The 26,841-nt window shown below is 67.9% G+C and carries 18 protein-coding genes and 1 pseudogene; 14 read left to right on the top strand and 5 right to left on the bottom strand.

All coding sequences use genetic code 11. The features are described 5' to 3' along the window. Positions 1–175: 175 nt before the first annotated feature. The 6 genes and pseudogenes from F572_RS0107605 (at position 176) to F572_RS0107580 (ending at position 4,291) form a co-directional block, all read left to right on the top strand. Complete coding sequence (locus tag F572_RS0107605; protein ID WP_017942167.1) at positions 176–1,585, top strand: ATP-binding protein; 1,410 nt, start codon at positions 176–178, stop codon at positions 1,583–1,585. A gap of 103 nt (positions 1,586–1,688) precedes the next feature. Next, positions 1,689–1,802, top strand: a pseudogene (locus tag F572_RS15920) (NAD-dependent dehydratase); the annotation flags it as partial. A gap of 126 nt (positions 1,803–1,928) precedes the next feature. Continuing rightward, positions 1,929–2,165 carry an antitoxin gene (locus F572_RS0107600; protein WP_026143046.1) on the top strand — a complete coding sequence of 79 codons (237 nt, stop codon included), beginning with the start codon at positions 1,929–1,931 and terminating at the stop codon, positions 2,163–2,165. Between the two features lie 3 nt (positions 2,166–2,168). Beyond that, positions 2,169–2,576 carry a type II toxin-antitoxin system VapC family toxin gene (locus tag F572_RS0107595; RefSeq protein ID WP_017942165.1) on the top strand — a complete coding sequence of 136 codons (408 nt, stop codon included), beginning with the start codon at positions 2,169–2,171 and terminating at the stop codon, positions 2,574–2,576. A 401-nt stretch (positions 2,577–2,977) separates the two neighbouring features. Next, positions 2,978–3,505, top strand: coding sequence for a sugar transferase (locus tag F572_RS0107585; protein WP_231291116.1), 528 nt, complete (start codon positions 2,978–2,980; stop codon positions 3,503–3,505). Positions 3,506–3,865: 360 nt separating this feature from the next. Continuing rightward, positions 3,866–4,291 carry a restriction endonuclease gene (locus F572_RS0107580; protein WP_017942163.1) on the top strand — a complete coding sequence of 142 codons (426 nt, stop codon included), beginning with the start codon at positions 3,866–3,868 and terminating at the stop codon, positions 4,289–4,291. 664 nt (positions 4,292–4,955) lie between these two features. Here F572_RS0107580 and F572_RS0107575 read toward each other — a convergent pair. Further along, positions 4,956–5,162 (bottom strand): hypothetical protein, encoded by a 207-nt coding sequence (locus F572_RS0107575; RefSeq protein ID WP_017942162.1) that lies wholly within the window; start codon positions 5,160–5,162, stop codon positions 4,956–4,958. 50 nt (positions 5,163–5,212) lie between these two features. Then, the gene (locus F572_RS0107570; RefSeq protein ID WP_017942161.1) at positions 5,213–5,437 is read right to left on the bottom strand and encodes a hypothetical protein; all 225 of its coding nucleotides are present in this window, start codon (positions 5,435–5,437) and stop codon (positions 5,213–5,215) included. A gap of 210 nt (positions 5,438–5,647) precedes the next feature. Between F572_RS0107570 and F572_RS0107565 the strand changes: the two genes are divergently transcribed. From F572_RS0107565 to F572_RS0107535, 7 genes are all read left to right on the top strand, one after another. Further along, positions 5,648–6,145, top strand: coding sequence for a DUF302 domain-containing protein (locus F572_RS0107565; protein WP_026143045.1), 498 nt, complete (start codon positions 5,648–5,650; stop codon positions 6,143–6,145). 311 nt (positions 6,146–6,456) lie between these two features. Continuing rightward, complete coding sequence (locus tag F572_RS0107560; protein ID WP_017942159.1) at positions 6,457–9,759, top strand: EAL domain-containing protein; 3,303 nt, start codon at positions 6,457–6,459, stop codon at positions 9,757–9,759. Between the two features lie 193 nt (positions 9,760–9,952). Continuing rightward, positions 9,953–13,444, top strand: a complete 3,492-nt coding sequence (gene recC, locus F572_RS0107555; protein ID WP_026143043.1) for an exodeoxyribonuclease V subunit gamma — start codon at positions 9,953–9,955, stop codon at positions 13,442–13,444. Further along, on the top strand, positions 13,441–17,133 hold the full coding sequence (gene recB, locus F572_RS0107550) for an exodeoxyribonuclease V subunit beta (protein ID WP_017942157.1): 3,693 nt from the start codon (positions 13,441–13,443) through the stop codon (positions 17,131–17,133). Before recC ends, recB begins: the two co-directional genes overlap by 4 nt. After that, positions 17,130–19,238, top strand: coding sequence for an exodeoxyribonuclease V subunit alpha (gene recD, locus F572_RS0107545; RefSeq protein ID WP_017942156.1), 2,109 nt, complete (start codon positions 17,130–17,132; stop codon positions 19,236–19,238). The genes recB and recD overlap by 4 nt, the downstream gene beginning before the upstream one ends. Positions 19,239–19,437: 199 nt before the next feature. Continuing rightward, entirely contained in the window at positions 19,438–19,704 is a 267-nt protein-coding gene (locus F572_RS0107540; RefSeq protein WP_017942155.1) for a type II toxin-antitoxin system Phd/YefM family antitoxin, read from the top strand. After that, complete coding sequence (locus F572_RS0107535) at positions 19,688–20,089, top strand: type II toxin-antitoxin system VapC family toxin (protein WP_017942154.1); 402 nt, start codon at positions 19,688–19,690, stop codon at positions 20,087–20,089. Before F572_RS0107540 ends, F572_RS0107535 begins: the two co-directional genes overlap by 17 nt. Positions 20,090–20,327: 238 nt before the next feature. Here F572_RS0107535 and F572_RS0107530 read toward each other — a convergent pair whose 3' ends face one another. Next, positions 20,328–20,975, bottom strand: a complete 648-nt coding sequence (locus F572_RS0107530; protein ID WP_017942153.1) for an ERCC4 domain-containing protein — start codon at positions 20,973–20,975, stop codon at positions 20,328–20,330. Between the two features lie 208 nt (positions 20,976–21,183). On the opposite strand from F572_RS0107530, the gene F572_RS0107525 reads away from it, so the two are divergent. After that, on the top strand, positions 21,184–21,555 hold the full coding sequence (locus F572_RS0107525; RefSeq protein ID WP_017942152.1) for a hypothetical protein: 372 nt from the start codon (positions 21,184–21,186) through the stop codon (positions 21,553–21,555). Between the two features lie 221 nt (positions 21,556–21,776). Here the strand turns inward: F572_RS0107525 and F572_RS0107520 are convergent, their stop codons facing one another. Beyond that, positions 21,777–24,185: an EAL domain-containing protein gene (locus tag F572_RS0107520; RefSeq protein ID WP_017942151.1), complete on the bottom strand. Its 2,409-nt coding sequence runs from the start codon at positions 24,183–24,185 to the stop codon at positions 21,777–21,779. A gap of 117 nt (positions 24,186–24,302) precedes the next feature. After that, a complete protein-coding gene (locus tag F572_RS0107515) occupies positions 24,303–26,828 on the bottom strand; it encodes an EAL domain-containing protein (protein WP_017942150.1) in 2,526 nt (841 codons plus the stop codon). Between the last annotated feature and the right edge of the window lie 13 nt (positions 26,829–26,841).

The following is a 26,841-nucleotide window of genomic DNA, read 5'->3' as shown; positions in this document are numbered from 1 at the left end:
GGGGGCTGGCCTCCTGCTGGTGGACCAGGCTGTGCGGTGGGGTGGCGCGTAAGTGACTGTGTTGATGAGGCGAAAGGATCGGAGTAGGTTAAGGTAATAACTTTTACCTTAAGGTGTGTGGGTGGCGGGATCCCGGGAGTGGGCGTTTTACGGTCGGCAGACGGAGCTGGCGCAGTTGCAGGAGATTCTGTCCCGGAGGCGCTGGTTTTTTCTGCAGATTTCGGGGCGGCGCCGGATTGGCAAGACGACGCTGATTCAGCAGGCGCTGCAGGCGGCGGGTGTCTCGAAGACGCTGTACATCCAGATTCCGGATTCGGACCCGGCGGGGGTGGTGGCGGCTTGCAATGGCTACCTGGAGACGTTCGGGCTGGAGGAGCGTGTCCATAGCCTGGGCGAGCTGGCCCGCTTGATCGCGAGTCTGGCGGAGTCGGGATATGTGGTGGCGCTGGATGAGTTCCAGTACTTCCATCGCAAGCCGCTGTTCGATTTCTGCTCGCTCCTGCAGGCAGAGGTGGACCGGCTGAGCGCCCGGGCGGGGCAGGTTCCTGGCGGATTGATTGTGCTGGGGTCGCTGCATGCGGAGATGACGGCGCTGCTGGATGATCGGCAGGCGCCGCTGTTCAACCGGGCTACGGATACGCTTGAGCTGGGGCATCTGGATATCGGCTCGGTGCTGGAAATTCTGCGCGCACATGCGGACGAGGACCCCGAACGCCTGCTCTTCCTCTGGAACCTGTTCGAGGGGGTGCCGAAGTTCTACCGGGATGCCTACGAGCAGGGTGTGCTGGATGCGGATCGCGAGACGGTGCTGCGCAAGCTGTTCTTCTCCAGTTCGTCGCCGCTGCGCAATGAAGCGCATAACTGGTTCCTGCGTGAACTGCGCGGGCGCTACGACATGGTGCTGCAGTTTCTGGCATCGCATCCTGGCTGCAACAATGCGGCGATCGAGTCGCATCTGGCGGAGGTCTCCGGCCCGGGAGAGGCGCGTCAGGTGGGCGGACATCTGAAGATCCTCAGCGAGCGATATCGGATGATCGAACGGCGGTTGCCGATCTTTGCGCGACCGAAGGCGCGCAGCGGGCGCTATTACATTCGCGACAATTTCCTGCGCGCGTGGCTGTCTGCGCTGCAAAAGCCGGTTTCGGCCTCGGCCTTTCGCCCGCTGGACATGCTCGTGTCCCGTGCCGACGAACGTTTGCGCGAGGTGGAAGGCTATGCCCTGGAGGATCTGGTGGCGCAGCTTTATGAGGAGCGCAGTCGCCTGGGTCTGGGCGACTTTGCGTTGTCCGAACGGATTCGGGGGTACTGGGATCGCTCGGATGTGGAGATTGATTTGGTGGCGGTGTCGGAGGATCAGAACGCGATTCGGTTCGGCTCCTGCAAACGGCAGGGCGAGAAGCTGGCCAGGTCCATTCCGGCGCTGGTGGCTGCGGCGGACCGATTTCTGAGCGCCCACAAGGCCTATCAGGGTTGGAATGTCGAGTACGTGGCGATCGCGCCCCGGATAACCCAAGAGGAGGCCGCGGAGATCCGGCGCCAGGGGGCGGTTCCGCAGCGCCTTGGCGAGCTCTGTGATGGATTGTGATCCTGTCGAAGGTGGGCTGGTGACTCCTGGGGATTCGTGCACGCCGCGGGTTTCTGTGGGGATGCCGCTGCACAAAGCGGCGGATCGGGTTGTAGTGGCCTACATGTTGGGTTCGTTGCAGGTGAATATTTCGCATACGCGGGAGACGCTGGGGTGGGAGCCGCCGGTGAGTGTGGATGAGGGGTTGCGGCGGGCGGTGGGGCCGTTGCGGCGGTAGCGTTGGTGGTGTTCTGGCTTTGGCGGGGGCTTCGCGGCCAAGGCCGCTCCTACGAGGGTTGGGGGTTGGATCGCCTTTCTATTGGGGATATGCTTATGGCATATTCAATAGACGTGGGGCTGAGCCATGAAGCGGCGTACGGCGAGTTTGTTCCGGAATGGACGCAGTCAGGCCGTTCGCCTGCCGAAGGGGTTTGCGTTCGATGCGGATGAAGTGGTGATTGAAAAGCGTGGGGATGCATTGATTCTGCGCGCCAAGCCGAGGTCCTGGGATGATTATTTCAAGGAGCCCGGTGAAACGCTTCCCGACGACTTTCCCGATTCGATCGAGGATCGCGTGGCGCAGGATCGCGAGGCGTTGTGATCTATGCGTTACATGCTGGATACGAACATCTGTATCGACATCATGAAACGCCGACCGCCGGAGGTGCACGCGCGGCTGCGCGGTGTCCCAGTTGGGGAGGTGGGCCTTTCTGCTGTCGTTCTGGCGGAATTGCGGTATGGGGTTCGCCGGTCGAATCAGAGAGAACGTAGCGAGGCCGCACTGGAGCGCTTTCTGGCTTTTGCGAGGGTGTGCGACTGGCCCGAAGAAGCGGCCGAACATTACGGCGACATCCGTGCGGAGCTGGAACGTTTGGGTACTCCGATTGGTGCAAACGACCTCTTGATCGCAGCGCATGCGCGGGCCATCGGGGCCGTGCTGATAACGAATAACGGGCGTGAATTCGAGCGTGTATCCGGGCTGCAGGTGGAGAATTGGGTGGCGGCGCATTGACCGCGTGTAGGTATCGCCGGGCTGGGACGTGGCAGTGTGATGTCGGTGACCAGAATGGGCGCATGCAGGTTTTTGCGGCCGAGGTGGTTGGGGTGGCGTTCGCGTCGCCTGTGGAGATCGCGGCGTTGCTTTGCTCCTCGCGGTGACCGCAGAGGGTCTGGCCCCGTCCGTCGAGGTGGATAGGGGTGGTGGTTTTTGGGCTTTGGCGGGGGCTTCGCCGCCGAGGCGGCTCCTACGGGGCACGGGACGATGCATCTACAGTGACTCCGGGCCGTGTAGGAGCCGAGCCCTCTCGGCGATGGGGCGTTGGTTGAGCCCTTGTCGCCCAGGGGCTGGGCTCCTACAGGTTGGGCGGGTTGGTATAGAGGGGAGGCTTCTTGATTCGGGTTCTGGATGTGGTGCTGGCGCTGGTGGGGCTGGTGGTGGCAGCGCCGGTGTTGCTGGTGTTGTGGGTGCTGGGCTGGATGGAGTCGCGGTCGCCGCTGTTTCGGCAGGAGCGGGTGGGGCGGTATCAGCGGCCGTTTGTGCTGGTGAAATTTCGCACGATGCGGCCGGATACGGCGTCGGTGGCGACGCATCTGGCCGAGGTCTCCTCCGTGACGCGGCTGGGGCGCTTTTTGCGCAAGACGAAGTTGGATGAGCTGCCGCAGTTGTGGAATGTGCTGAAGGGCGAGATGAGCCTGGTGGGGCCGCGGCCGGGGTTGTTTAACCAGGAAGAGCTGTTGCAGGAGAGGGCGGAGCGCGGTGTGCTGGATGCGCGGCCGGGGATTACCGGGCTGGCACAGATCCGCGGGATCGATATGTCCACGCCGCGCGAGCTGGCCGAGGTGGACCGTCAGATGCTCGATGCGCTGACGGTCCGGGCGTACTTCCGGTATCTGGTGCTGACGGTGCTGGGGCGCGGATCGGGGGACCGGGTTCGGCCGTAATACTAGTTGCGGGTTTTCTGCACCACCTGACAGGCATTTCCCACGCGTCGTCATCCCGGAAACCGCGTCGCGGTTATCCGGGATAAGGGGGTGAGGTGTTGGTTTCGGGCTGATGTGGTGAGCCTTGGGGTGATTCGTGGTGGTCGCTGCGTCGCTTTGCTCCTTGCGATGATGGAGGGAGGGCGGCGGTCGTGCCGTTGTGTTGGCAGGGCGGGTGGTTGTCGGGATTTGGCGGGGGCTTCGCCGGCAAGCCGGGTCCTGCGATACGGGGTGGGTTATGCGGGAGTGGGGGATCGTGGCGAGGTCTGGTGTCCGGCGCTCGATTCGCTTAGCGTTTCGGGGGGAACGAGGGAGATTGTGATGGACGACTGGGCGGAGCAGCTGGAGCAACTGGGTACGCCGGAGCGGATGCAGCTGGTGCAGGGGATGTTGCGCGGCATGGGGTATGTCGTGATCGAGGCCTCGGAGGGTGATGCCCGTCCATGGCTGGAGCGGGTGGCGGCGCCGGCGAGTGGTGGTGACGATGCACCGCGGTTGGTGGTGGGTTTGGCACGCGATGTGGATTCGGAGACGGATCTGGCCGAGCTGGAGGCCTTTGCGGCTGGCCGGCGCCCCGGGGACCGGGGGATGTACGTGAGTCCCGGCGGGTTTTCGGGCGAGGCACGGGATCGGGCGGCGGAGCTTTCGGTGCCGGTGATGTTGCTGGAGCTGGTGGACCTGGCCGAGCGGTTGCGCCAGCATTGGGCGGCGCTGGATCCGGATACGCAGGCGCTGTTGCAGGGGTAAGGGGTCGAAGATCTGCGGGGATTCTTCGATTGAATCGGTGACGGGTGTTTTCTGGCGGATGGAGCTGTGGCGCGAGGGCGAAGGGCTGTCGCCTTGTGGAAGCCTGCGTCCGGATGTGCGAGTGTCGAGGGATCGCGAGTTCGGGGTGTTTGGCGGGAATGAGAGCTACCGTTGAGGGCCCAAAGACGACCGCTGGGCGTTTTTTCCGCGTATGGGGTGGAAGCCTCTACTTTATGTGCTAGTTTTTGTCGCGGGGACAGGGATGCCCCTGAAAGAGCCGCCCGGGCACGGATGCTGGGGTGGCTCTTTCTCTGTTTGGGGCATGGGTTTATTTGGGCTTCTTGCTTGTGAGCCGGTGGGGGCTGCGAAAGGGTGTTCCGTGACCGGCTTTGGCGGGGGCTTCGCGTGCAAGCACGCTCCTACAGGGGGCTGTGGTTTCGGGATGCGTAGGACCGAGCCGTCGGTCGATTGGGGCGTTGGTTAGGCCCGGATCGCCCAGGGGGCTGGGCTCCTACAGCGCCTGGTGGCCCCGGGCCTGTAGGAGCCGAGCCTCTCGGCGATTGGGGCGTTGGTTAGACCCGATCGCCCAGGGGGCTGGGCTTCTGCGCCGCCGGGTGGCCCCGGACCTTGCGCGCCCCACGGGGGTGTGGGGCGGCTGCGAGGGCTAGTGGTCCGCCGGGGGCATGTATTCGTGGCGGATGTGGTCCGGTTGTTCGGGTAGCTGGATGCCGGCGTTTTCCAGGGCCTCGGTGAGGTCCTCGCAGTCGTCGAGGTCGTCGGCGCGCTTCTTGAGCGTGGCCAGGACGTCGGCGGCTTCCGCCCGGGGCATGGTGATAACGAGTTCGCCGTTTTCCGCTTTTTCCAGGTGCATGTCGTGCTCCTTGTGTTCGGGTGTGGCTTGTTGGGGGCGTGGCGTGCGCGTCAGTCCTCGATGGAGGGCTGCTTGGGGGCGTGCTCGTCGAAGGCGTGCGGCGGCTGGCGGAATTCGTTCTCCAGTTCGTAGACGCCTTCCTGGAGCACGGAGCCGAGCGCCCGCGCACCGTTGCTGATTTCGCCGCCGAGCTCGGTGATGTTTTCGGCGATGTCCTTGGCGGCCTTCTTGTCGATCTTCAGGGTGACCGTTCCGCCTTTCAGTGTGGCTTCCATGTCGATCTCCTTGTTGCGACGTTGGTGACGTCGGGTTGCACCCGTTTGGAACGGGTCTGATTCGTGTCTGGTTGACCTGCATCAAGAGGCCGGGGCCGAAGAACCGTTAACCTCTTCCGTGCAGGTACGCCCCCAACGTAACGAAGGGGCGCGCCCTCACGACGATTCCCGCTTTTCGGGAAAGGAGAAGCCTTGATGCAATCTACTATGATGACCACTCGCCATGCTGCGCGGTTCCTCGCGCTTCTGGCGATGCTGGTGACGATGGCCTTTGCCGGTGCGCTGCAGGCGGGCAGTCATGGGGGCCAGCAACCGGACATGGTGAAGGTCACGCCGAGCCCGCATTCGTTCCCGGCGACACTCGCCGCGTTCGAGCGCGAGGCGTCCGAGGCCGGCTGGAGCATCCTGAACCGCAACAACATGGCCGGGACGCTGTCGGAGCGCGGCTTCACGATTGATCCGGTGGTGATCCTGGATGTGTGCAGCGGGCGCTACAGCGCGCAGATCCTGGAAGAGGATGCGTTTCGGCCGGTGTCGGCCTTCATGCCCTGCCGGGTGAGCATCTATCAGGATAGCCAGGGGCAGGTTTTTATCTCGCGCATGAACGTGCCGGGCTTCCTCCCGATGATGCCGGAAGGCGTGGCCGAGGTGATGGAAAAATCCTCGGAAGAGATCGAGGCGATCATCGAACGGACCGTCGCCGAGTAACGCGATCCGGTACAGTGCGAATCCGGTCACAAAAGATCCGTCCAAACGGCTGGATGTGGCCGTCGTCCAGGGCCCGCTTCGGCGGGTCCTGTTGGTTCGCCGATGGATGATGGGCGCCCGGAAACGGGGCCCGAATGAATGGAGAGGGGGAGATTCCCTCAAGTGTGGATGCCGTTGGCGTTGAATACGAACGACGTACTTCAAATCGATTGGTCCCGCGGGGGCGCCGCGCAATCCGGAGACGGAGCGCGGCGCCTTTTTGCGTCCGGGGCGTGGTCGGCTGCGGGGCGTCGATGAACTCCGGGCGGCCGATGACACGGCGTTTTGCTGCCGGGTGGATTGCCGGTGCTTACGTGGTGCTGGGGGTTTTGTGGATTGCGCTGTCCGACGTGGCCCTTGCCTGGTGGGGGGGCATGGATGTCGAGGCGGCGCTGACGCGCGTGAACCTGGGCAAGGGGATTGGCTTTGTGCTGGTGTCCGGTGTGCTGTTGTATGCCGCCATGCGCTGGCTGCCGGCGTGGAGCCGTGACGACCAGGCGGCGGGGGCGCGGGAGGAACTGGGCCGCTTCGGCTACTGGCCGTGGCTGGTGCTGGCGGTGGCGGTGGTGGCCTCGACGGCGGGTGTCGGCCTGGGTGCCTGGCACTGGCAGGGGACGGCCGCCGAGACGCAGGCGCGCGAGGACTTGCAGCGCGCTGCGTTTCTGAAGGGCGGGGTGATCGACCACTGGCTGGCGGAGCGAACCGGGGATGCGGTGGTGCTGGCCGAGGCGCGCGGATTCAATCTGTTTGCGGTGACGGCGCTGGAACGGCGCTCCAGCCTGGCGCTGGAGCAGGTGCGCGACCGGCTGGAGTTGATGCGCAGGGCGTACGACTACGACAGCGTGGCCCTGCTGGATGTCGATCGCCAGCCCGTGGTCGAGTTGGGCCGCAGCGCCCTGGACGAGGCCCGGATGGATGCCGTACTGCGGGAGGTACGCCGCAGTGGAAAGGCCAGTGAGCCGATCCTGCATGCGGATCCCGATCGGCGGCCGCAGATCAGCTGGGCGGTTCCGGTACGCGACCGCGCCCGCCCCCACGACCCGGTGGTCGGGCTGGTGCTGCTGTCTTCCACCGTCGAGAGCCTGCATCCGCTGCTGACGCTGACCGAAAGCCGCAACGGGCTGGATGCGCAGGCGCATATCGTGGTGCGGGAAGGGGACCAGCGCGCCGCAATCGCCCGCATCAGCGAGGCAGGTGGGGTGATGATTCCGGCGCCGGCGGCCTTTCCGCGGCTGCGCGAACGGGTGCTGGATCACCCGCGCGACGCCGTGGTGATCGAACACTTCGAGGATCCGGAGAGCCGTTTTCTGGCCGGGGTGCAGCGGCTTTCCCCGGCCGGCTGGGATCTGGTGCTCAAGCGGGATCTGGACGCCCTGCAGCTTGTGCCTCGCCAGCAGGCTGTTTGGGCGGCGGGGGCGACCTTGCTGATCTGGCTGGTGGTGCTGGCGGCCGGCGCGTTGTTGTGGCGCCAGCAATGGCTACGACGAAACCTTGCGCTGGTGCAGGCGCACGCCGACCAGGACCGGATGCTGGGGATCTTCTTCGATATGCCGTTCGTCGGCATGGCGCTCTCCGGGCCGCGCGGCGAGGGCTGGGAGCGCGTGAATACCTGCCTGGCGGACATGCTGGGCTATGCCCCGGACGAACTGGCGGCCATGGACTGGAACCGGCTGGCGACCCCCGAGGATCGAGGCTGCGAGGCGGAACTGGACGCCGAGATGCGGCGCGGCGAACGCAGCGGCTACAGTGTCGTGAAACGCCTGCTGCGGCGCGATGGCCGGGTGATGGTCGCGGATATCGACGTCAAGTGCAGCCGCACGCCCGAGGGTGCGCTGGACCGCGTCGTCGCGACGGTCGAGGACATCACCGAACGCCGCGAACAGGAGGAGCGTCAGCGCCTGGCGTCGGTGGTGTTCGAGAACACCCGCGAGGGCGTGGTGATCACCGATGCCACGGCCCATATCCTGTCGGTGAATCGCGCCTTCACCCAGCTGATGGGGTACACCCAGGACGAGGTGGTGGGGCGCACGCCGAAGATGTTCCAGTCCGGGCGTCACGATCAGGCGTTCTACGCCAACATGTTCCGCGAACTGCAGGTGAACGGTCACTGGCAGGGCGAGATCTGGAATCGGCGCAAGAACGGCGAGATCTTTCCGGAACTGCAGAGCATCACGGCGGTGCACGACGACCAGGGCCGGTTGACGCACTACGTCTCGGTGTTCGCGGATATCTCGCGGATCAAGGCCTCCGAGGCGGAGCTCGATTTCCTCGCGCACCACGACCCGCTGACCGAGCTGCCCAACCGCCGGTTGCTGCGCGCGCGCCTGACGCACGGGATCTCGCTGATGCGTCGGCGCCAGGGGCATCTGGCGCTGCTGTTCGTGGATATCGACCGCTTCAAGGACATCAACGACAGCCAGGGGCATGCCGCCGGTGACCGCTTGCTGAAACTGGTGGCCGAGCGGTTGCAGGTGGGCCGGCGCGGGACCGATACGGTGGCGCGCCTGGCCAGCGACGAGTTCGCCGTGCTGGTGGAGAACCTGGGGCATGTGGACGACGCCGCGCTGGTGGCGGAGAACATCATTCGCGAGGTGAGCTACCCCTGCGATCTCGGCAACGGGATGGAGATGGAGATTACCGCGACGGTCGGCATCGCGGTGTTCCCCGATCACGCGACGGACGCCGACATGCTCCTGCAGCAGGCCAGTACCGCGCTGTCGCAGGCCAAGATGGACGGGCGTGGCAGCTACCGCTACTACTCCGACGAGTTCACCCGGGCCGCGCGCGAGCGCATCGACCTGTCCGCGCGCCTGCGCCGGGCCATCGACCAGGATGCGCTGGAGGTTCACTACCAGCCTCAGTACAACGTCGCGGACGGACGGCTCCTCGGTGCCGAGGCCCTGCTGCGCTGGACCGATCCCGAGCTGGGGCCGATCTCGCCGGGGCGCTTCATTCCGCTGGCGGAACAGACCGGGCTGATCGTGGAGCTGGGCGGCTGGGTACTGCGCCGGGTGATCGAGCAGGGGTACCAGTGGCGCACGGCCGGGTATCCGCCGCTGCGGCTGGCGGTGAATGTCTCGGCCTTGCAGTTCCAGCGTGTGCCCATCGATCAGCAGGTGGGGCAGCTACTGGAGGACTTCGAGTTTCCGGCGGATCAACTGGAGCTGGAGATCACCGAGTCCGCCCTGATGGCGGACCCGAGCCGCGCCCGGCGCATCCTGCAGCGCCTGCGCGAGCGCGGCGTGCATTTCGCGATCGACGACTTCGGCACCGGCTATTCCTCCATGGCGCAGCTCAAGCGCTTCCCGGTGGACACGCTCAAGATCGACAAGAGCTTTGTCGACGGCCTGGCCGAAGAGGAGGCAGCGGACAGCTCGGATGACCGCTCCATCGCCCGTTCCATCGTCGGGCTCGGCCACGGTCTCGGGTTGACTGTGCTGGCAGAGGGCGTGGAGACGGCCGAACAGCTCGCGGTGCTGCGCGAGCTGGGTTGCGACCACTACCAGGGGTACTACGCCAGCCGTCCCGTGCCGGCGGCCGAGTTCGAGACCTTGCTGGCGGCCCCTCGCGCCTGACTGGTGGGGTCCCCTTGGCGCCTCGTGGGGCCGGTCGGGTAGTCCAGCGCAGTGGTGAACGACGCGACGGGGATGGTCGCCCGGGGATGGTAGGGTAGGCGCATCTGACCACGCGGGCCGGCAGGGCGTGTGGGGCAGCCGTTGAACGGATCAAGGAGCCGGGTTGGTGGAGTCGCGCGAGTTGCAGCCAGGGATGGTGGTGCTGCATGGCAATCACCTGGAGTCGCTGCGCACGCTGGCGGTGGAGTGGATGCGCCGCGCGCCGCTCGGTCCGCTGGAGAACGAGACCATTCTGGTGCAGAGCAACGGCATGGCGCAGTGGCTGCGGCATGCCCTGGCCGCGCCGCCGGACGCCGATCCGCCGGGCTGCGGGATCGCGGCCGCGCTGGATATGCAGCTGCCGTCGCGCTTTGTCTGGTCGGCGTATCGCGCGGTCCTCGGGCCCGAGGCCGTGCCGCTGGAATCCCCCTATGCCAAGCGCCCGCTGACCTGGCGCCTGATGCGTCTGCTGCCGGAATGCCTGGCGCAGGACGCCTTCGTACCGCTGCGCCAGTTCCTGCAGGACGACGACCCCGGGCAGGGCGGGGACCTGCGCAAGCGCTTCCAGCTGGCCGAGCGCCTGGCGGACCTGTTCGACCAGTACCAGGTGTATCGTGCGGACTGGCTGACCGACTGGGCGGCCGGGCGCGATTTACTGCGCGATGCCCGCGGCCAGGAACACGAACTGGCCCCCGGGCAGCGTTGGCAGGCCGAACTGTGGCGCCTGCTGCAGGCGGATATCGGCGTCGCGCAGGAAGGCGTGAGCCGTTCCGCGGTACACGCGCGCTACATGGAGATGGTGCGCACGCTGGAGCGCCGGCCCCCGGGCTTGCCCCGGCGGATCATCGTGTTCGGGATTTCCTCGCTGCCCGGGCAGATCCTGGAGGCGCTGGAGGGGCTGGCGCGCTTTTGCCAGGTGCTGGTCTGCGTGCACAACCCCTGCGCCTACTACTGGGCCGACATCGTGGCCGACAAGGACCTGCTGCGTGCCACGCGCCGGCGCCAGGCACGCAAGGCGGGCATGCCGGAGGCCCTGGACGAGGCCGAGCTGCACAATCATGCCCACCCGCTGCTGGCGGCCTGGGGCAAGCAGGGCCGCGACTATATCGGGCTGCTGGACGAACACGACGACCCGGAACACTACGGCCGGGTGTTGTGCACGCTGGACTGGGAACGGGTGGATGTCTTCGAGCCGCACGGGATGCGCGGACCGGAGGACTGCCTGCTGCACCAGTTGCAGGAGGACATCCGCGAGCTGCGCCCACTCGCCGAGACCCGGGAGACCTGGCCCGCGGTCCCGGCGGCGGATCGTTCCATCCAGTTCCATGTCGCACACAGCCCGCTGCGCGAGGTGGAGCTACTGCACGACCGCCTGCTGGACCACTTCGAGCGCGACCCCGCGCTGCGCCCGCGCGACGTGATCGTGATGGTGCCGGACATCGACCAGTACGCCCCACACATCGAGGCGGTGTTCGGCCAGCCCGAGACCGACGATCCGCGCTTTATCCCGTACACGCTGTCGGACCAGGGGCCGCGTGGGCGTGACCCGGTACTGATCGCGCTGGAGCAGTTGCTGTCGCTGCCGGAGAGCCGGATGGGCGTCAGCGAGCTGCTGGATCTGCTGGACGTGCCGGCGGTGCGCCGGCGCTTCGGGATCGCGGAGGAGGACCTGGGCCAGCTGCATCACTGGGCCGAAGGGTCGGGCGTGCGCTGGGGGCTCGATGCCGCGCAGCGGGCCGGACTGGGCCTGCCGGAGGGGCTGGAGCAGAACACCTGGCGCTTCGGCCTACGACGGATGCTGCTGGGGTATGCGCTGGGCGACCAGGGTCCCTGGCAGGGGCTGGAGCCGTATGACGAGATTGGCGGGCTGAGCGCCGCGCTGCTGGGGCCGCTGGAGGCCCTGATTACGGCGCTGGAGGAGGCCTGGGGCTGGCTGCGCCAAACGCGCGCGCCGGAGGACTGGGCCACGCACCTGGGCGGGCTGCTGGACAAGTTCTTCGCCGCCGAGACCGACGCGGAATTGTTCACCCTGGAGCAGCTGGGCGAGGCCCTGGACCAGTGGCGGGAGGATTGCGCGGCGGCCGGGCTGGAAGAGGCGCTGCCGCTGGCGGTGGTGCGCGAACAGTGGCTGGCCAGCCAGGACGATTCCGGGGTGGGTCAGCGCTTCCTGGCCGGGCAGGTGAATTTCTGCACCCTGATGCCGATGCGGGCGATCCCGTTCCAGGTGGTCTGCCTGCTGGGGATGAACGACGGCGACTATCCGCGCAGCCCGACCCCGGTGGATTTCGACCTGATGGCGCAGGACTACCGCCCGGGCGATCGCTCGCGCCGCGAGGATGACCGCTACCTGTTCCTGGAGGCGCTGCTCTCGGCCCGGCGGCAGCTGCATGTGAGCTGGGTGGGGCGGCATGTGCGCGACAACGAGCCGCGCCCGCCGTCGGTGCTGGTCGGCCAGCTGCGCGACCATCTGGCCGCCGGGTGGGGCCTGACCGGTTTCGACGGGCCGGAGGCCGGTCCGGCCCTGGTGGACCACCTCACAACCTGGCATCCGCTGCAGCCGTTCTCGCCGGTGAACTTCCCGGCGGGGGGCGACGATCGGCATTACACCTACGCCCGGGAATGGGAGGCCGTGCACGACCCGGACCCGGTCCCGGCGGCGGATGCCGCAGGCGCACCCGAGCCGGTGCCGCTGCTGGATGCCGAGCGCGAGCCGCGCGCGGTGGCGCCGGAGGCCCTGACGCGCTTTCTGCGCTTCCCGGTGGAGGCGTTCTTCCGCTATCGCCTGGGGGTGTTCTTCGACGAGGAGGAAGCCGCCGGCGACGACCTGGAGCCGTTCGGCCTGGCCGGGCTGGAGCAGTGGCAGGTGCGCCAGCAGCTGGTCGCGGCCGCGCTGGAGACGACCGACGACGCGGCGGCCTGGCCGGAGATCCTGGAGGCCGAGTCGGCGCGCCTGCAGCGCGCGGGCCGGCTGCCGCTGGGGGCGGCAGGCGAGCTGGAACGCGGTGCGATGGTGGACGAGGCCGCGCGGCTGCTGGAGCGGATCGGCGAGCGCCTCGCGTTGTACCCCGACCGGCTGAAGGCGGGGCGTCCGCTACGCCTGGAGCACGCGCACTGGGGCCTGGAGGCCGTGCCGTCCGCACTGCGCAGCGACGGGCAGGCGCGCATCTGCCTGGACTACACCGCGAGCCGCATTGCCAATGGCAGGAAGTGGCGCTACGACAAGCTGATGGCACCCTGGGTGATGCATCTGCTGGCCAACGCCGGCGAGGGTGGTGTGGGCTCCGAGCTGGTCGCGCTGGACACGCGCCTGACCCTCCCCGGACTGGAGCCGGGCCTGGCGGAGGAGCTGCTGGGCACGCTGCTGGAGGCCTGGGCGGCCGGGCAGGAGCGCCCGCTGCCGCTGGCCTGCGGCGCCGCCTTTGCCTGGCTGGAGGCGGAGGAGGCATCGAAGGACCCGTATGACGAGGCGGTCAAGACACTGCGCGGGAACGACTACGCGCCCGGCGAGTGGTCGCGCAGCCCGGCGCTGGCCCGCGCCTGGCCGGACCCGGAGACGTTGCTGGACGATCCGGACTTCGGCTTCTGGCGTGACCGTGTCTACCGGCCGGTGTTTTTCGTGGTGAACCAGGCGGAGTCTTCCGAATGAGTGCCACCGCCCAAAAGCTGGACCTGCTGGGGTTGCCCCTGCATGGCAGTCGCCTGATCGAGGCGAGCGCCGGTACCGGTAAGACCTACACCATTGCCGCGCTGTACCTGCGCCTGGTGCTCGGACACGGCGGGCTGCCCGAGGGCACCGACGCCCTGACGCCGCCGCAGATCCTGGTGATGACCTTCACCGAGGCCGCGACCCAGGAACTGCGCGAGCGTATCCGCGATGCGCTGGCGGTCGCGGCGCGGGTCTTCCGCGCGGACGATCCGGATGCGGTGCCGGGTGTGCAGGACATCCACAAGCAGTTGCGCGGCGAATACGCCGAGGCGGAACGCCCGGGTGCGGCGCGCCGGCTGGAGCTGGCGGCGGAGTGGATGGACGAGGCCGCGGTCTCCACCATCCACGGCTGGTGCTACCGCATGCTGCGCGAACACGCCTTCGACAGCGGGAGCCTGTTCACCCAGGATCTGGCGAGCGACCAGCAGGAGCTGCTGGCCGAGGCGGCGCGCGATTACTGGCGCCGCTTCGTCTACCCGCAGCCGCCGGCGCAGCTCGGTTTGCTGCGCAACGCCTTCGGCTCCGACCCCGAAACCCTGCTTCAGAAGATCCGGCCGCTGGTCGGGCATCTGCCTGCGGATGCGGCGGACGCGGAGCTGGAGACGCCGGAGGGGCTGGCGGCCGCGCTGGGTGACAAGCTGGCGCGGCTGGAGGCGATGAAGCGGCCCTGGCGCGGGGACTTCGACGCGATCAGCGAGCAGTTCGCGGGCTTGCGCGGGACGGTGCTCCACGCCGGCAAGTACAGCAACCCGGAGAAGCTGCTGGCCTCGATGCACGAATGGGCCGAGGAGCCGGGCGCCCTGCGCCCATCAGGGATCTCCGGGGACTCGCCGCTGGTGCGCTTCAGCGCGGCCGGGATGCAGGACCGGCTGAAGGACGGCCAGGCACTGCCCGAAGATCTGCATCCGGCCTTCGCGGCGCTCGACGATCACGCCGAGGTCTGCGTGGACGACCGCGAGCGCCTGCTGCAGGCGGCGGCGCAGCAGGTGGATGTGCGCTTTCGCCAGGCCCAGCGCCAGCGCGCGCAGATGGGGTTCCAGGACCTTCTGACCCGGCTGCGCGACGCCCTGGACGGCCCCGGTGGCGATCACCTGGCCGCGACCCTGCGTGCCCAGTTCCCGGTGGCGCTGGTAGACGAATTCCAGGACACCGACCCGGTGCAGTACCGCATCTTCCAGCGCGTCTATCGCATCGACGAGAACCCGCGCGACCTCGGCGTGCTGCTGATCGGTGACCCCAAGCAGTCGATCTACGGCTTTCGCGGCGCGGACATCCATACCTACCTCGCGGCGCGCACGGCCACCGCCGGGCGCCACTACACCCTGGAGCGCAACTTCCGTTCCACCGAGGCGCTGGTGGATGGTGTGAACCGCCTGTTCGAGCATGCCGAGGGCTGGGCGGACGGGGCATTCCTGTTCCGCGCGGGCGCGGACAATCCGCTGCCGTTCGTGCCGGTCACCGCCAACGGGCGCGAGGAGGCCTTCGAACAGGATGGCCAGGCGGTGCCGGCGGTCACGCTGTGGTGCTTTGATCCCGGCGAGCCGGTGCCCAAGGGCGCCTATCGCGAGCGCATGGCGCAGGCCTGCACCAGCCACATGGTGGAATTGCTGAACGGTGGTTCGGCCGGAAGCTGTGGCTTCCGCAAGGGGGCGGAACTGACCGGGGTACGGCCGCGCGACATGGCGGTGCTGGTGCGCGGGCGCGCGGAGGCCGATGCGATCCGCGCCGAGCTGCGCCGGCGCGGCGTGCGCAGCGTGTACCTGTCGGATCGCGAGTCGGTGTATGCGACCGACGAGGCGGGGGACCTGCTGCGCTGGCTGCGCGCCTGCGCCGAGCCGACCAGCGAGCGCCTGCTGCGTGCGGCGCTGGCGACCGCGACGCTGGGGCAGTCGCTGGCCGAGCTGCACCGGCTGACGGTGGACGAGCTGGCCTGGGAGGCGCGGGTCGAGCAGTTCCGCGACTACCGGCGCCTGTGGCAGACGCGCGGAGTGCTGCCGATGCTGCGGCGGCTGCTGCACGACTTCGAGGTGCCCCGACGCCTGCGCGCCACGGCGGAGGGCGAGCGCGCGCTGACCAACCTGCTGCACTTGAGCGAGTTGCTGCAGCAGGCGGCGGCGGAACTGGACGGCGAGCAGGCCCTGATCCGGCACCTGACGGAGCACCGGGACGGCGAGGGCGAGACTGGCGAGGAGCAGATCCTGCGGCTGGAGAGCGACGAGGACCTGGTCAAGGTCGTGACCCTGCACAAGTCCAAGGGGCTGGAGTATCCGCTGGTGTTCCTGCCGTTTGCCTGCAACTTCCGGCCCACGGACGCGAAGAAGGACGTGCCCTGGCGCGACCATCCGCCGCAGGGCGGGGCGCGCTGGGTGTTCCATATGGACAACGAGGTGTATGACCGGGCCGAGCGCGAGCGCCTGGCCGAAGACCTGCGCCTGCTGTATGTGGGCATGACGCGGGCGCGGCATGCCTGCTGGCTGGGGATTGCGCCGATCGTCTCGGGAAGGAGCAAGAGGAACCACTTCGACCAGACCGCGGCGGGGTATCTGCTGGCCGGCCCCGCGGGCGTGGAGGATGGCGGGCTGGAGGCGGCGCTGCGCACGGCGGCCGGCGACGAGCCGGCGATCCATGTGGGCCCTTTGCCGGAGGTTCGTGACGCGGTTGCGCGGATGGGCACCGATGCCCCGGCCACCGGCCCGGCACGGGTGCCGCCGGTGCGGCGCTTCGAGCGCTGGTGGGTCGCCAGCTACAGCGCGATTGCCGCGCACGACGAGGGCGTGGCGCCGGTCGCCCCCGACTCGGCGCGCGAGGACGTGCTGCGTGAGGGCGTCGCGGATGCGAGCCGCGAGCCGATGGACCTCCCCGAGCCCGAGCCACGCGCGGCTAGCGGGCTGCACGCCTTCCCGCGCGGGCCCGGGCCCGGCACCTTCCTTCACGGCCTGCTGGAGTGGGCGGCGGAGCAGGGACTCGCCGCGCAGGTGACGCACCCGGAACGCCTGACGCAGGAGGTGGCGACTCGCTGCGAGCGCCGGGGCTGGGGCGAGTGGTCGGCGGTCGTCGCGGACTGGATGCAGCAGTTGCTGACGGCCGGATTCCCGCTGGAGGACGGCGGGGCGTTCACCCTGGGCGGGCTGACCACCTATCAGCCGGAGCTGGAGTTCCTGTATCCGGCGCAGCAGCTGAAGGCGGCGGATCTGGACCAGGCGGTACGGGCGCAGATCCTGCCGGGGCAGCCGCGCCCGCCGGTCGGGGACGTGACGCTGAACGGGATGCTGAAGGGCTTCGTGGACCTGGTCTTCGAGCAGGACGGGCGTTATTACGTGGCGGACTACAAGTCCAACTGGCTGGGGACTTCGGCGCAGGCCTATAGCCCGGAACGCCTGCGCGCGGCGGTACTGGAACACCGCTATGACCTGCAACTGGTGCTCTACACCCTGGCGCTGCATCGCCAACTGGGCGCGCGGCTGCCGGGCTATGACTACGACCGGCACATGGGGGGCGGGGTGTACCTGTTCCTGCGCGGCGTGGATGCGCCCGGCCACGGGGTCTTCCATCACTGCCCGCCGCGCGCGTTGATCGAACAGCTGGATCGCTGGATGAAGCTGGGCGTCGACCGGGAGGACGTGGCATGAGCGCGGGTACGCATACCGGGGCCCTGGCGTCAGTGGAGGCCTTGATGGGCCTTCTGGGCGAGTGGGAGTCGGCCGGCTGGCTGCGCGGCGTGGACCGGGCCCTGGTGCGCTTCCTGCACGAGCAGGCCCCGGAGGCATCGCCGCTGGCCCTGCTACTGGTGGCGCTGGCCAGCCACCAGGTCGGGCGCGGCCATGTGTGCCTGGAGCTGGGGGCGTTGCTGGAGACGCCCGATGCCACGCTGGCGCTCCCGCCGGAGGGGCCGCCGGGTTCGCAGCCACCGCCGCGGCCTTCGGTGGTCCTGCAGGGGGTGTCCGCCGAGCAGGTGGCGCAGGCCCTGGACGGAAGTGTCCTGGCCGGACCGGGCGAGGCGGGTACGACGCCGCTGGTGTTCACCGGAGGGCAGGTCTATCTGCGCCGTTACTGGGAGGCCGAGCGCCGCATCGGACAGGCGATCCGCGCGCGGCTTGAGGACCGCGACGCCTGGCAGGATGCGCTGGAGGTGGACGCGGCGCGCGGCTGGCTGGATCGCCTGTTCGGCGTGCCGGCCGATGCGACCGCCGACCCGGACTGGCAGCGCCTGGCCTGTGCCCTGGCCGCCGGTTCCGGTTTCAGCGTGATTACCGGCGGGCCGGGTACCGGCAAGACGACCACGGTGCTGCGGCTGCTCGCGCTGCTGCAGGGCCTGCAGGGGCCGGAAGACCCGCTGCGGATCCGTCTGGCCGCGCCCACCGGCAAGGCGGCGGCGCGCCTGAATGCCTCGGTCAGCGGGGCGCTGGACCGCCTGGGGCTGGAAACGCTTCCGGACGGCGATGCGCTGCGGCGAAATCTGCCGGCGGAGGTGGTGACGGTACACCGCCTGCTGGGGGCGCGGCCGGACACCCGGCACTTTCGCCACGGGGTGCGGAATCCCCTGGCGGTGGACGTGCTGGTGGTGGACGAGGCCTCGATGATCGACCTGGAGCTGATGGCCAGCCTGGTCGAGGCCGTGCCGCGCACGGCGCGCCTGATCCTGCTGGGGGACCGCGACCAGCTGGCGTCGGTGGAGGCCGGCGCGGTGCTGGGCGAGCTGTGCCATCGCGCTGCGGGCGGGCATTACACCCCCGGGACCGGGGAGTGGCTGGAGGCCGTGACCGGGATGACCGTGCCGCAGGCCATGCAGGATGCCAATGGCCAGGCGCTGGACCAGCACATCGTGATGCTGCGCCAGAGCCACCGCTTCGGCGCCGACAGCGGGATCGGGCGACTGGCGGCCGCCGTGAACGCGGGCGAGGCGTCGAGCGGAGCGGGCGGGGACGATGCCGTCCTGCAGAGCGTGCTTGCCGGTCCCGAGGACCCGGCCTTGGTGAAACTCGCGGTGGACGGGCGCACGGACACGCCGGAGGGCGAGGCGGTTGGCTATTCCGGGTATCTGCAGGGTCTGCGCGCGGCCCGGCCGGCCCCGGCGGCGCCGCGCGCGGCCTGGGAGGACTGGGCGCGGGACGTGCTGGCGGCCCACGGGCGCTTCCAGCTCCTGTGCGCGGTGCGCCGTGGGCCCTGGGGGCTGGAGACGCTGAACCGCCGCATCGCCGCGGCGCTGCAGGCGCGCGGGTTGCTGGAGGCGGATGCCGGCGGTAGCGGCGGGTTGGAGGGGCATGGGTCGTGGTTCGAGGGGCGGCCGGTGATCGTTACTCGTAATGACTACGCACTGGGGCTGATCAACGGCGATATTGGCATCGCCCTGGCCGTCCCGGCCTGGCTGGCGCGCGGCGAGCCCGAGGTGGGTACGGATATTCACGAGGACGGGGAGCCGCCGGTGCTGCGGGTCGCTTTCCTCGCCGGGGAGGATCGGGTGCGCTGGGTGCTGCCCAATCGCCTGGAGGCGGTCGAGACCGCGTTCGCCCTGACCGTGCACAAGGCGCAGGGTTCGGAGTTCGAGCACGTGGCTCTGGTGCTGCCGGAGGCGGACAGCCCGATCCTGACCCGCGAGTTGGCTTACACCGCCATTACCCGCGCCAGCCGCTGGTTCAGCCTGCTGGAGCCGCGCGCGGGCACCCTGGCCGCCGCCAGCCAGCGCCAGATCCGCCGCAGCGGTGGCTTGCGCCGGTGGCTGCGTGACTTCCCGTAGGGTGTGTTGAGCTTCGCGAAACGCACCGTTCACGGGACACCGACCGCCTCATGATGCGATTCGCTGGGCTCATCGCATCCTACGGTGCTGGGCGATTCGCCGTACCTTCGGTCGTGCCCTCGGGTTTGCGAGGCAAGGAAGGGCGAGTGCGCTCCTGATGGATTAGTCTGAACAATCGGACTAACCCTGGTGGGGCGTTATGAGCGAGACGGTCAACATCCATGAAGCAAAGACGCACTTCTCCCGGCTACTGGAGAAGGTCAGTCGGGGCGAGCCGGTCGTGATCGCCCGGGCGGGCAAGCCCATTGCGCGTTTGTCGCGTATTGAGGCGTCGGCGGAATCCGCTTCTGACCGGATCGGTTTCCTCAAAGGGCAGCTCGAGATTCCGGACGATCTGGATCGGATGGGCGAAGAGGCGATCGCAGCGCTGTTTCAGAGTGACAAGCCGAATGCACCTGCTTCTTGATACCCACCTGCTGCTCTGGGCAGCGGCCGATTCCCCAAAACTGCCCGCCCGCGCTCGCGATCTGATCCAGGACCCGGGTAACGCGATTGCGTTCAGTGCAGCGAGCTTGTGGGAAATCGTGATCAAGCACGGGCTGGGACGCAGCGATTTCGTTGTCGAGCCCCATGTCCTTCGTCGCGAGCTGCTGGAGCACGGGTACGAGGAGCTGGCGATCACGGGTCAGCACACCCTGGCGGTCACCCATTTGCCCGATATTCACAAGGATCCATTCGACCGCATTCGGGTCGCCCAGGCAGAAACGGAGGGGTACACGCTTCTGACCAGCGACGCCCAGGTGGGTCGTTACCCGGGTCCCATTCAATTGGTCCAGAGAAAGACTGACTAATGGATGCGCCCGCGCTCGGGTCACCTTTGCGAAGCGAACCAGGCGCGGTGGGCGGGCGTGGCGAGCGCGGCGCTCCGGCGCCTGTAGGGCCACCCGCACGAGGGCGAGCCCATCCGCTTTCTTCCGGCCTTCGTGTCTTCCTGTGGCGGCCTTGCTGGCGGCGGGCGCGGGCAGGGGCTTCGCCTGCGAGCAGGCTCCTACAGGGGGCGCCTGCTCGGCTGGGGGCTCGGGAGGGGGTTCAGGTGTTGCGGCTGCCGTAGGTGACGACGGATTCGATGCGTTCGGCGCGTTCCGGGTCGAGGCCGTCGGTCCGGGCGAGGGTGGCGGCGTCGGCGTTGATGATGTCGCGCACGCTGCCGATGTCGCGCAGCAGGTCGCGGGCCTGGTCGGCCTCGACGCCGGGCAGGCCGCTGACGATGAACTCGGCGGCCTTGCGCCGGGTGTCCGGTTTGGTCGGGCGGTCGGCCGGATCCGGCTCGACCTGGGCGTTCAGGCCCAGCAGGTAGATGAGCATGCCGCTGTTGTCGGCATCCGGGCTGGGGAGCACGCTGATGCCGAGGGCGATGGTCAGGTGGGCGAGGGCGCGGTGGATGTCCAGGGCCTGCTGATGGAAGCGCGGCTCGTACAGGTCCCCTTCGACGATGTAGACCACCTGCTGGTGGTTGGCCTTGAGCTTGGCGGCGTTTTCCCACAGGGTCTTGTCGACCACGCTGAGCACCATGTCGGTGGCGGACTTGCGCTCGACCACGACGCCATTGGGCAGCAGGTAGTCGCCGACATCGAGATCGGTGAATTCCAGTTCCACCCCTTCCAGGCGTTCGATGCGCTGAATGATCTTGCCCTGTTCGCGGCGGTCGACGCGGATCGGCAGGTGAACGTTTTCCATGGGCGGGGCTCCGGTTGATTGGCGAACTCGGGGCACTCTAGTCCGTGGTGCTGGCCGCTCCAAATGGCCGGATGCGGGGCGGGGCGGCCTGCATCGTGGAGGCAGGGTGCGCGGGCGTTCCAGATCGCCTACAGTCAGGGGTGCATGTCCGCTGGATGGCAACCGCGGGCGTGTCTGGAGACTAAAAATACAAGAGGATGGAGCGTTTATGTCGATTCAGATTGCAGTGGTGGGGCTTGGCCGGGTGGGCGGCCGCTTCCTGGAGATGCTGTTCGAGACGGGCCTGCCCGGGATGACGGTCTGCGCGGCCTCGGAGACGGGTGATACCGCCGGGCGGCAGCTGGCCGAGGAAAAGGGGATCCCGCTGGAGTCGGTTGAAGAGATCGTGGCGCGGGGAGAAGCCGTGGACGTGATCTTCGACCTGACCGGCCAGCCGCGAGTGCGTCAGGCGCTGCGCGAGGGCATGCAGAACAGCGGTAATCGCCATACGGTGGTGGCGCCGGAGGTGATGGCGCACCTGACCTGGGCGATGCTGACGCGCGAGGCCCCGCCGGACGTGCACGGCGCCACCGGGTACTGACCCGGCCCGGTAACAGCCGCAGCAAAGGCCGCCTTCGGGCGGCCTTTTTCTTTGTGACGGGTATGGGCTGGATGGAACGGAAAGCAACCGGTTCTTCCCGCCACTGCGGCCGGGGCGGTGGTATCGGGGCTCGCAGGCCGATGGCTGCGCCCGAGCATCGGCTGGGCCAGCGCCGGGAGATGCGAGGGTTGGATGCGAGACGGTTTGCGAACCCCAAACGATCAGGCGTAGCGGGTGTCGGTGGTGCGGCCTTCGCGTTGAATCGGGCAAGGTTCCAGGGGTTCGGGGAGGTGCAGCCCGAAGCCCTGGGCGTAGTCGATGCCGATGGCCCGCAGGGGCGATAGCAGGCCTTCGTGAGAGACGCATTCGGCGACGGTCTTGATGCCCATGACATGGCCGATGTGGTGGATGCTCTCGACCATGGCGTGGCTGATCGGGTCATCGTTCATGTCGCGCACGAAGCTGCCGTCAATCTTCAGGTAGTCCACGCGCAAGGTCTTGAGATAGCCGAATGACGCCATGCCGGTGCCGAAGTCGTCGAGCGAGAAGCAGCAGCCCCTGGCACGCAGGGTGTTCACAAAGCGGCTGGCCTGGTTGAGGTTGGCGATGGCGGCGGTCTCGGTGATCTCGAAGCACAGGCGGTGCGGCGTTACGCCGCTGGTCTCGATGCGTTCCACGATGTAGTCCAGCAAGCCGCGCTCGCACAGCGACTGCCCGGACAGGTTGATGGCGAACTGGCCTTCATCTTCGGGTGACTGGGACGCGATCTTCAGGACCCGATCGATGACCCAGCGGTCAATGGCGGCCATCAGGCCGTAGCGTTCCGCGGCCGGAATAAACGTACTGGGCGGCGTGATGGCGCCGTCTTCGTCGATCATGCGCAGCAGCACTTCGGTATGCCGTGGGCCACCGCCGGAGAGCGGCTCGATATGCTGGCCGTACAGCCAGAAGTGGTTGTTCTGCAGGGCGTGGTTGATGCGCTGCAGGCAGTTCATCTCGCCCTGGTGGTGGCAAAGGGCCGCGTCGTCGGGGCGCGAGACGTGGATGCGGTTGCGCCCGCGCTCCTTGGCCAGGTAGCAGGCGGCGTCGGCCTCGCTCATGAACTGGGCCGCGTGGCCGTGTTCGCCGCGGATCGGGACGACCCCGATGCTGATGCCGACCCGGAACAGGCGGCCTTCCCAGTCGAAGCGGAACTGCTCGATGGCCCGGCGCAGGTCCTCCGCGATCTGCTCCGCGCGCTCCAGCGGGCAGCTTTCCAGCAGGACGCCGAACTCGTCGCCGCCAAGACGGGCCAGGATGTCGCTCTCGCGCAACTGGGCCTGCATCTGGGATGTCAGCTGGCACAGCAGATCGTCGCCGGCGCCGTGGCCGCAGGTGTCGTTCACCAGCTTGAACTGGTCAAGGTCCATGTACAGCAGGGCGTGCTCGCGGCCGTCCTGATGGGCGCTGGTGACCAGTTGGCGCAGGCGACGCTCGAACTCCATGCGGTTGGCCAGCGAGGTCAGGCAGTCGTGGGTGGCGGCCCAGGACAGGTCCCGGGCCATCTCGCGCGCGCGGGAGACATCGCGGAAGACAAGAACCGCCCCGATGACGGCGCCCGAGCGATCCCGGATAGGTGCGGAAACCTCCTCGATCCCGTACTCGCGGCCGTCGCGGGCGACCAGGATCGCGCCCTGGTCCAGGCTGCAGGCAGTGCCGTCGGGGACGGCCTCCACCAGGGGGTGCGGGAGCGGCGTGCCGTCATCTTCGCGGATGGTGCGGAACACCCGGTCCAGTTGTTCGTCGCGGGCCTCGGCATCGCTCCAGCCGGTCAGGTGTTCGGCCACCGGGTTGAGGTAGTCGATGCGCCCGTCCGTGTCGACGGTGATGACCGCGTCGCCGATGGCGTGCAGGGTTACCTGGGCTCGCTCCTTCTCGCGGAACAGTTCGGTCTCGATGTCGCGGCTGCGACGCAGGACGCCGAGGGCCACGAGGATCCCGATCAGCACGGCGGCGCCGCCGAGCAAGGACATGAACTGGACCGCTTTCTCGTATTGCTCCGCGGTGTCCCGCGCCGCGGCCTCCGCTGCCTCCTGTTGCAGCTCGAGCAGCGAGGCGTGGTTGTCCAGCACCTCGTTCTGCCTCGGGATCGCCTGTTCCAGCAACCAGGTCGAGGCGTTTTCCATGTCGCCATCGAGGATCTTGTCGAGCACGCGCTCCTGGACCTCGACGGCGCGCATGGTCAGCTCGCGGGATTCCGCCAGCAGCTCCTGCTCGCGCTCGGACAGCGGCATTGCCTCGAGTTCGTTGCGGTTGACCATGAAGTCCGAGGCGTGGCCCCGGAACTCCATGATTCCCTCGTCGATGTCGAAGGGGTCGTCGGTGATCGACAGGCGCAGCAGGGTCACGGACCGCTCGCGTGCGGCGGTGCGCATGTTATTGAGCAATTCCGTCTTGACGTTGTGTTCGTGGACGATGACATCGAGCCGGTCATGCACCTGGCTGATGCGATCGAGCCCGATCATGATCATCAACGCCATGAGCAGCAACACCACCGCGAAGCCCGCGGTGATGGCGATAGCGGAACGGTAATCGTGCCGATGGAGGGTCGAATCGGATGCCGTGGCGTCGGGTGATTCCCGGTGGGCCATGTTGTCTCCCCCTGACAATGGTCCTGGCGATCTTTTGCCGCCTGATTCGAACCTAGACGCAATCTGCATCGAACTTACTCCCGGACTGGTCACATGGTTGTGATTCCGGGAGGGTCATCACACCGTTTCGCGTCGCAGGTGGCTCTGGAGGTCGCGGCCCTCCATGGCCGGGGAATGCAGCCAGCCCTGGTACAGGTCGCAGCCGATATCGTGCAGGAACGCCCGTTGTTCCGGGGTTTCCACCCCTTCGGCGACCAGGGTCAGGCCCAGGCTGTGGCCGAGGTGCACGATGGAGCGCAGGATCATCCCGGATTCCGGGTCCTGGCCGATGTCGGCGATGAAAGAGCGGTCGATCTTGAGCTTGTCGATGGGGAGTGATTTCAGGTAGGCGAGCGAAGAGTAGCCGGTGCCGAAGTCGTCCAGGGCTACGCGGATGCCCAGGGCCTTCAGACCGCGCAGTTGGTCGCGGGTCAACGCAACGTCGGACATGGCCACGGTCTCGGTGACCTCGATCTCGAGGCGCTGGGCCGGGGCGCCGGTGGCCTCGAGGGCTGCGCCCAGGCGTTCCACGAGGTCGTGCTGGCGAAATTGCATGGCCGAGATGTTGATGGCAAGGCGCAGGTTCAGTCCCGCTCGGTCCCATTGGGCGAGCTGTTCGCAGGCCTCGCGGATGACCCAGTCGCCGAGGGACAGGATCAGGCCATTGGCCTCGGCGCTGGCGATGAAGCGTGCGGGAGGTACCGCTCCGAGTTCGGCATCTGTCCAGCGCGCAAGCGCCTCGACGCCGATGATGCGATTGGAGGCGACCTCCAGCAGCGGCTGGTAGTGCAGATCGAGATCGCCATTTTCCAGCGCCTGCTGCAGGCGCTGTTGCACGCGCTGCTCCTCGTGGACCTGGGCGTCCAGGTGCTGTGAAAAGAAGGCATAGGTGTTGCGCCCGGAATGCTTGGCCTCGTACATCGCCATGTCGGCGTAGCGCACCAGGTTGTGCTCGTCGCGGGCGTCGCGCGGAAACAGGGCAATGCCGAGGCTGCCGGTGGCGGCCAGGTTGCGCGCGTGCTCGGTCTGGAACGGTGTATGGAAGATCCCGAGGATGCGCTGGGCGATCGTGCCAATGGCCTGTTCGTCCTCGACGTTGGTCAGCAGGATCATGAATTCGTCGCCCCCGAAGCGCCCGATGGTGGCTTCGTGGTCGAGGGCACCCTGCAGGCGCGCGGCCACGGCCTTGAGGAGCTGGTCGCCCTCGTGGTGGCCGAAGGTGTCGTTTACCATCTTGAAATTGTCGAGGTCGAGGAGCATCACCGCGATCGGATGGTCGTGATGTTCGGCCTGGGAGATGCCCTGGGTCAGGCGATCGTGCAGCAGCCAGCGGTTGGGCAGTTCCGTCAGGCTGTCGTGGGTGGCCTGGTGCTGGATGCGCGCTTCGCGACGCTGGCGGTCGGTGATGTCGCGGATGAAGGCGGTGATCCGGCGTCCGTCGGTGTCATCGAATGCGTTCAGGCTGATATCCAGCGGGAACTCGGTGCCGTCGATGCGGCGTCCGCGCAGGTGCGGCACCTGGCCCATGGTGCGCCGGTTGATGCTGTGGCTGTGAGCCTGGCGATGGCCCCGGTGGCGTTCGCGCAGGCGCTCCGGGACGAGGAGTTCCACCGCTTGGCCGATCAGCTGCTGGCGGGGATAGCCGAACAGGCGCTCGATGTTGCGGTTGGCCATCACGATGCGCCCGTCCATGTCGGTGACCAGTACACCGTCGGGGGCCGTCTCTACCAGTTGCTGGTAGCGTCGTTCGCGGTTCTCGATATCGCGGTGGGCCAGGTGCAGGCGCTCCAGCGGCGAGCGCACGCTTTCCAGGAACAGCCCCTGGTAGATCAGCAGGTAGGCCGCGAGCTTGTACAGGTGGCCCAGTACGAAGGGGGTGTCGGTCAGGTCTTCGTAGAACATGAAGAACATCCCGCTCCCCATGCTGATGACCAGCGCCGCGGCCACCAGTGGCATGCCGGGACGTTGCAGGAGTTCGCGGCGCAGGACCAGCAGGGCCAGCGTAACCAGATGCAGGGCGATCACCAGTGCCTCGAGCCCCAGCTTGAAGGTTGTGAGGCCGCTGATCGGGTCGAACAGGGGCGGGATGATCCCGGCATGCCACAGACCGATCCATGCGAGCAGGGCGACCAGCAACAGGCTCCCGATCAGGTAGATATGGCGAGGCGGCCCGTCGCTGTGGGCGACCATCGGCAGGGCCACGTAGGCCAGCAACGCGGCCGCACCGACGAGGCGCGCGGCCAGCCAGAAGAACAGGGTCTGCTGCGTCGAGTTGGGGGTGATGAAGTCCGGCATCGCCGGATAGGTCATCAGGTGCAGGAAATCGAGCAGCGCGACCGCCAGGAAGGCGCAGGCGAGCAGGACCGAAGCGGCGACCCGACGCCGGTCGATGACGTGGTAGCCGACCGCAAACACCAGTACCGCGACGACCACCGCGAACAGCTCCGCCGCCGTATGGAACGCCGTCAGGTGCTCACGGGGCAGGATCCGGGGCAGGTCCAGGCCGAGTAACCAGATCACCAGTGGGAACAGCAACAGGGCCAGCAGTACGCCGGAGGCGAGGCCCATATGCTGGCGCAGGTACCGATCGGATCGGGAAGTCATCCGGATGCTTTTC

Origin of the sequence: Thioalkalivibrio sp. ALE14, assembly GCF_000376845.1 — a bacterium.
Taxonomy (GTDB): domain Bacteria; phylum Pseudomonadota; class Gammaproteobacteria; order Ectothiorhodospirales; family Ectothiorhodospiraceae; genus Thioalkalivibrio.
Note: the sequence above shows the minus strand (reverse complement) of the source record. Positions and strands in the feature narration are given on the sequence as shown.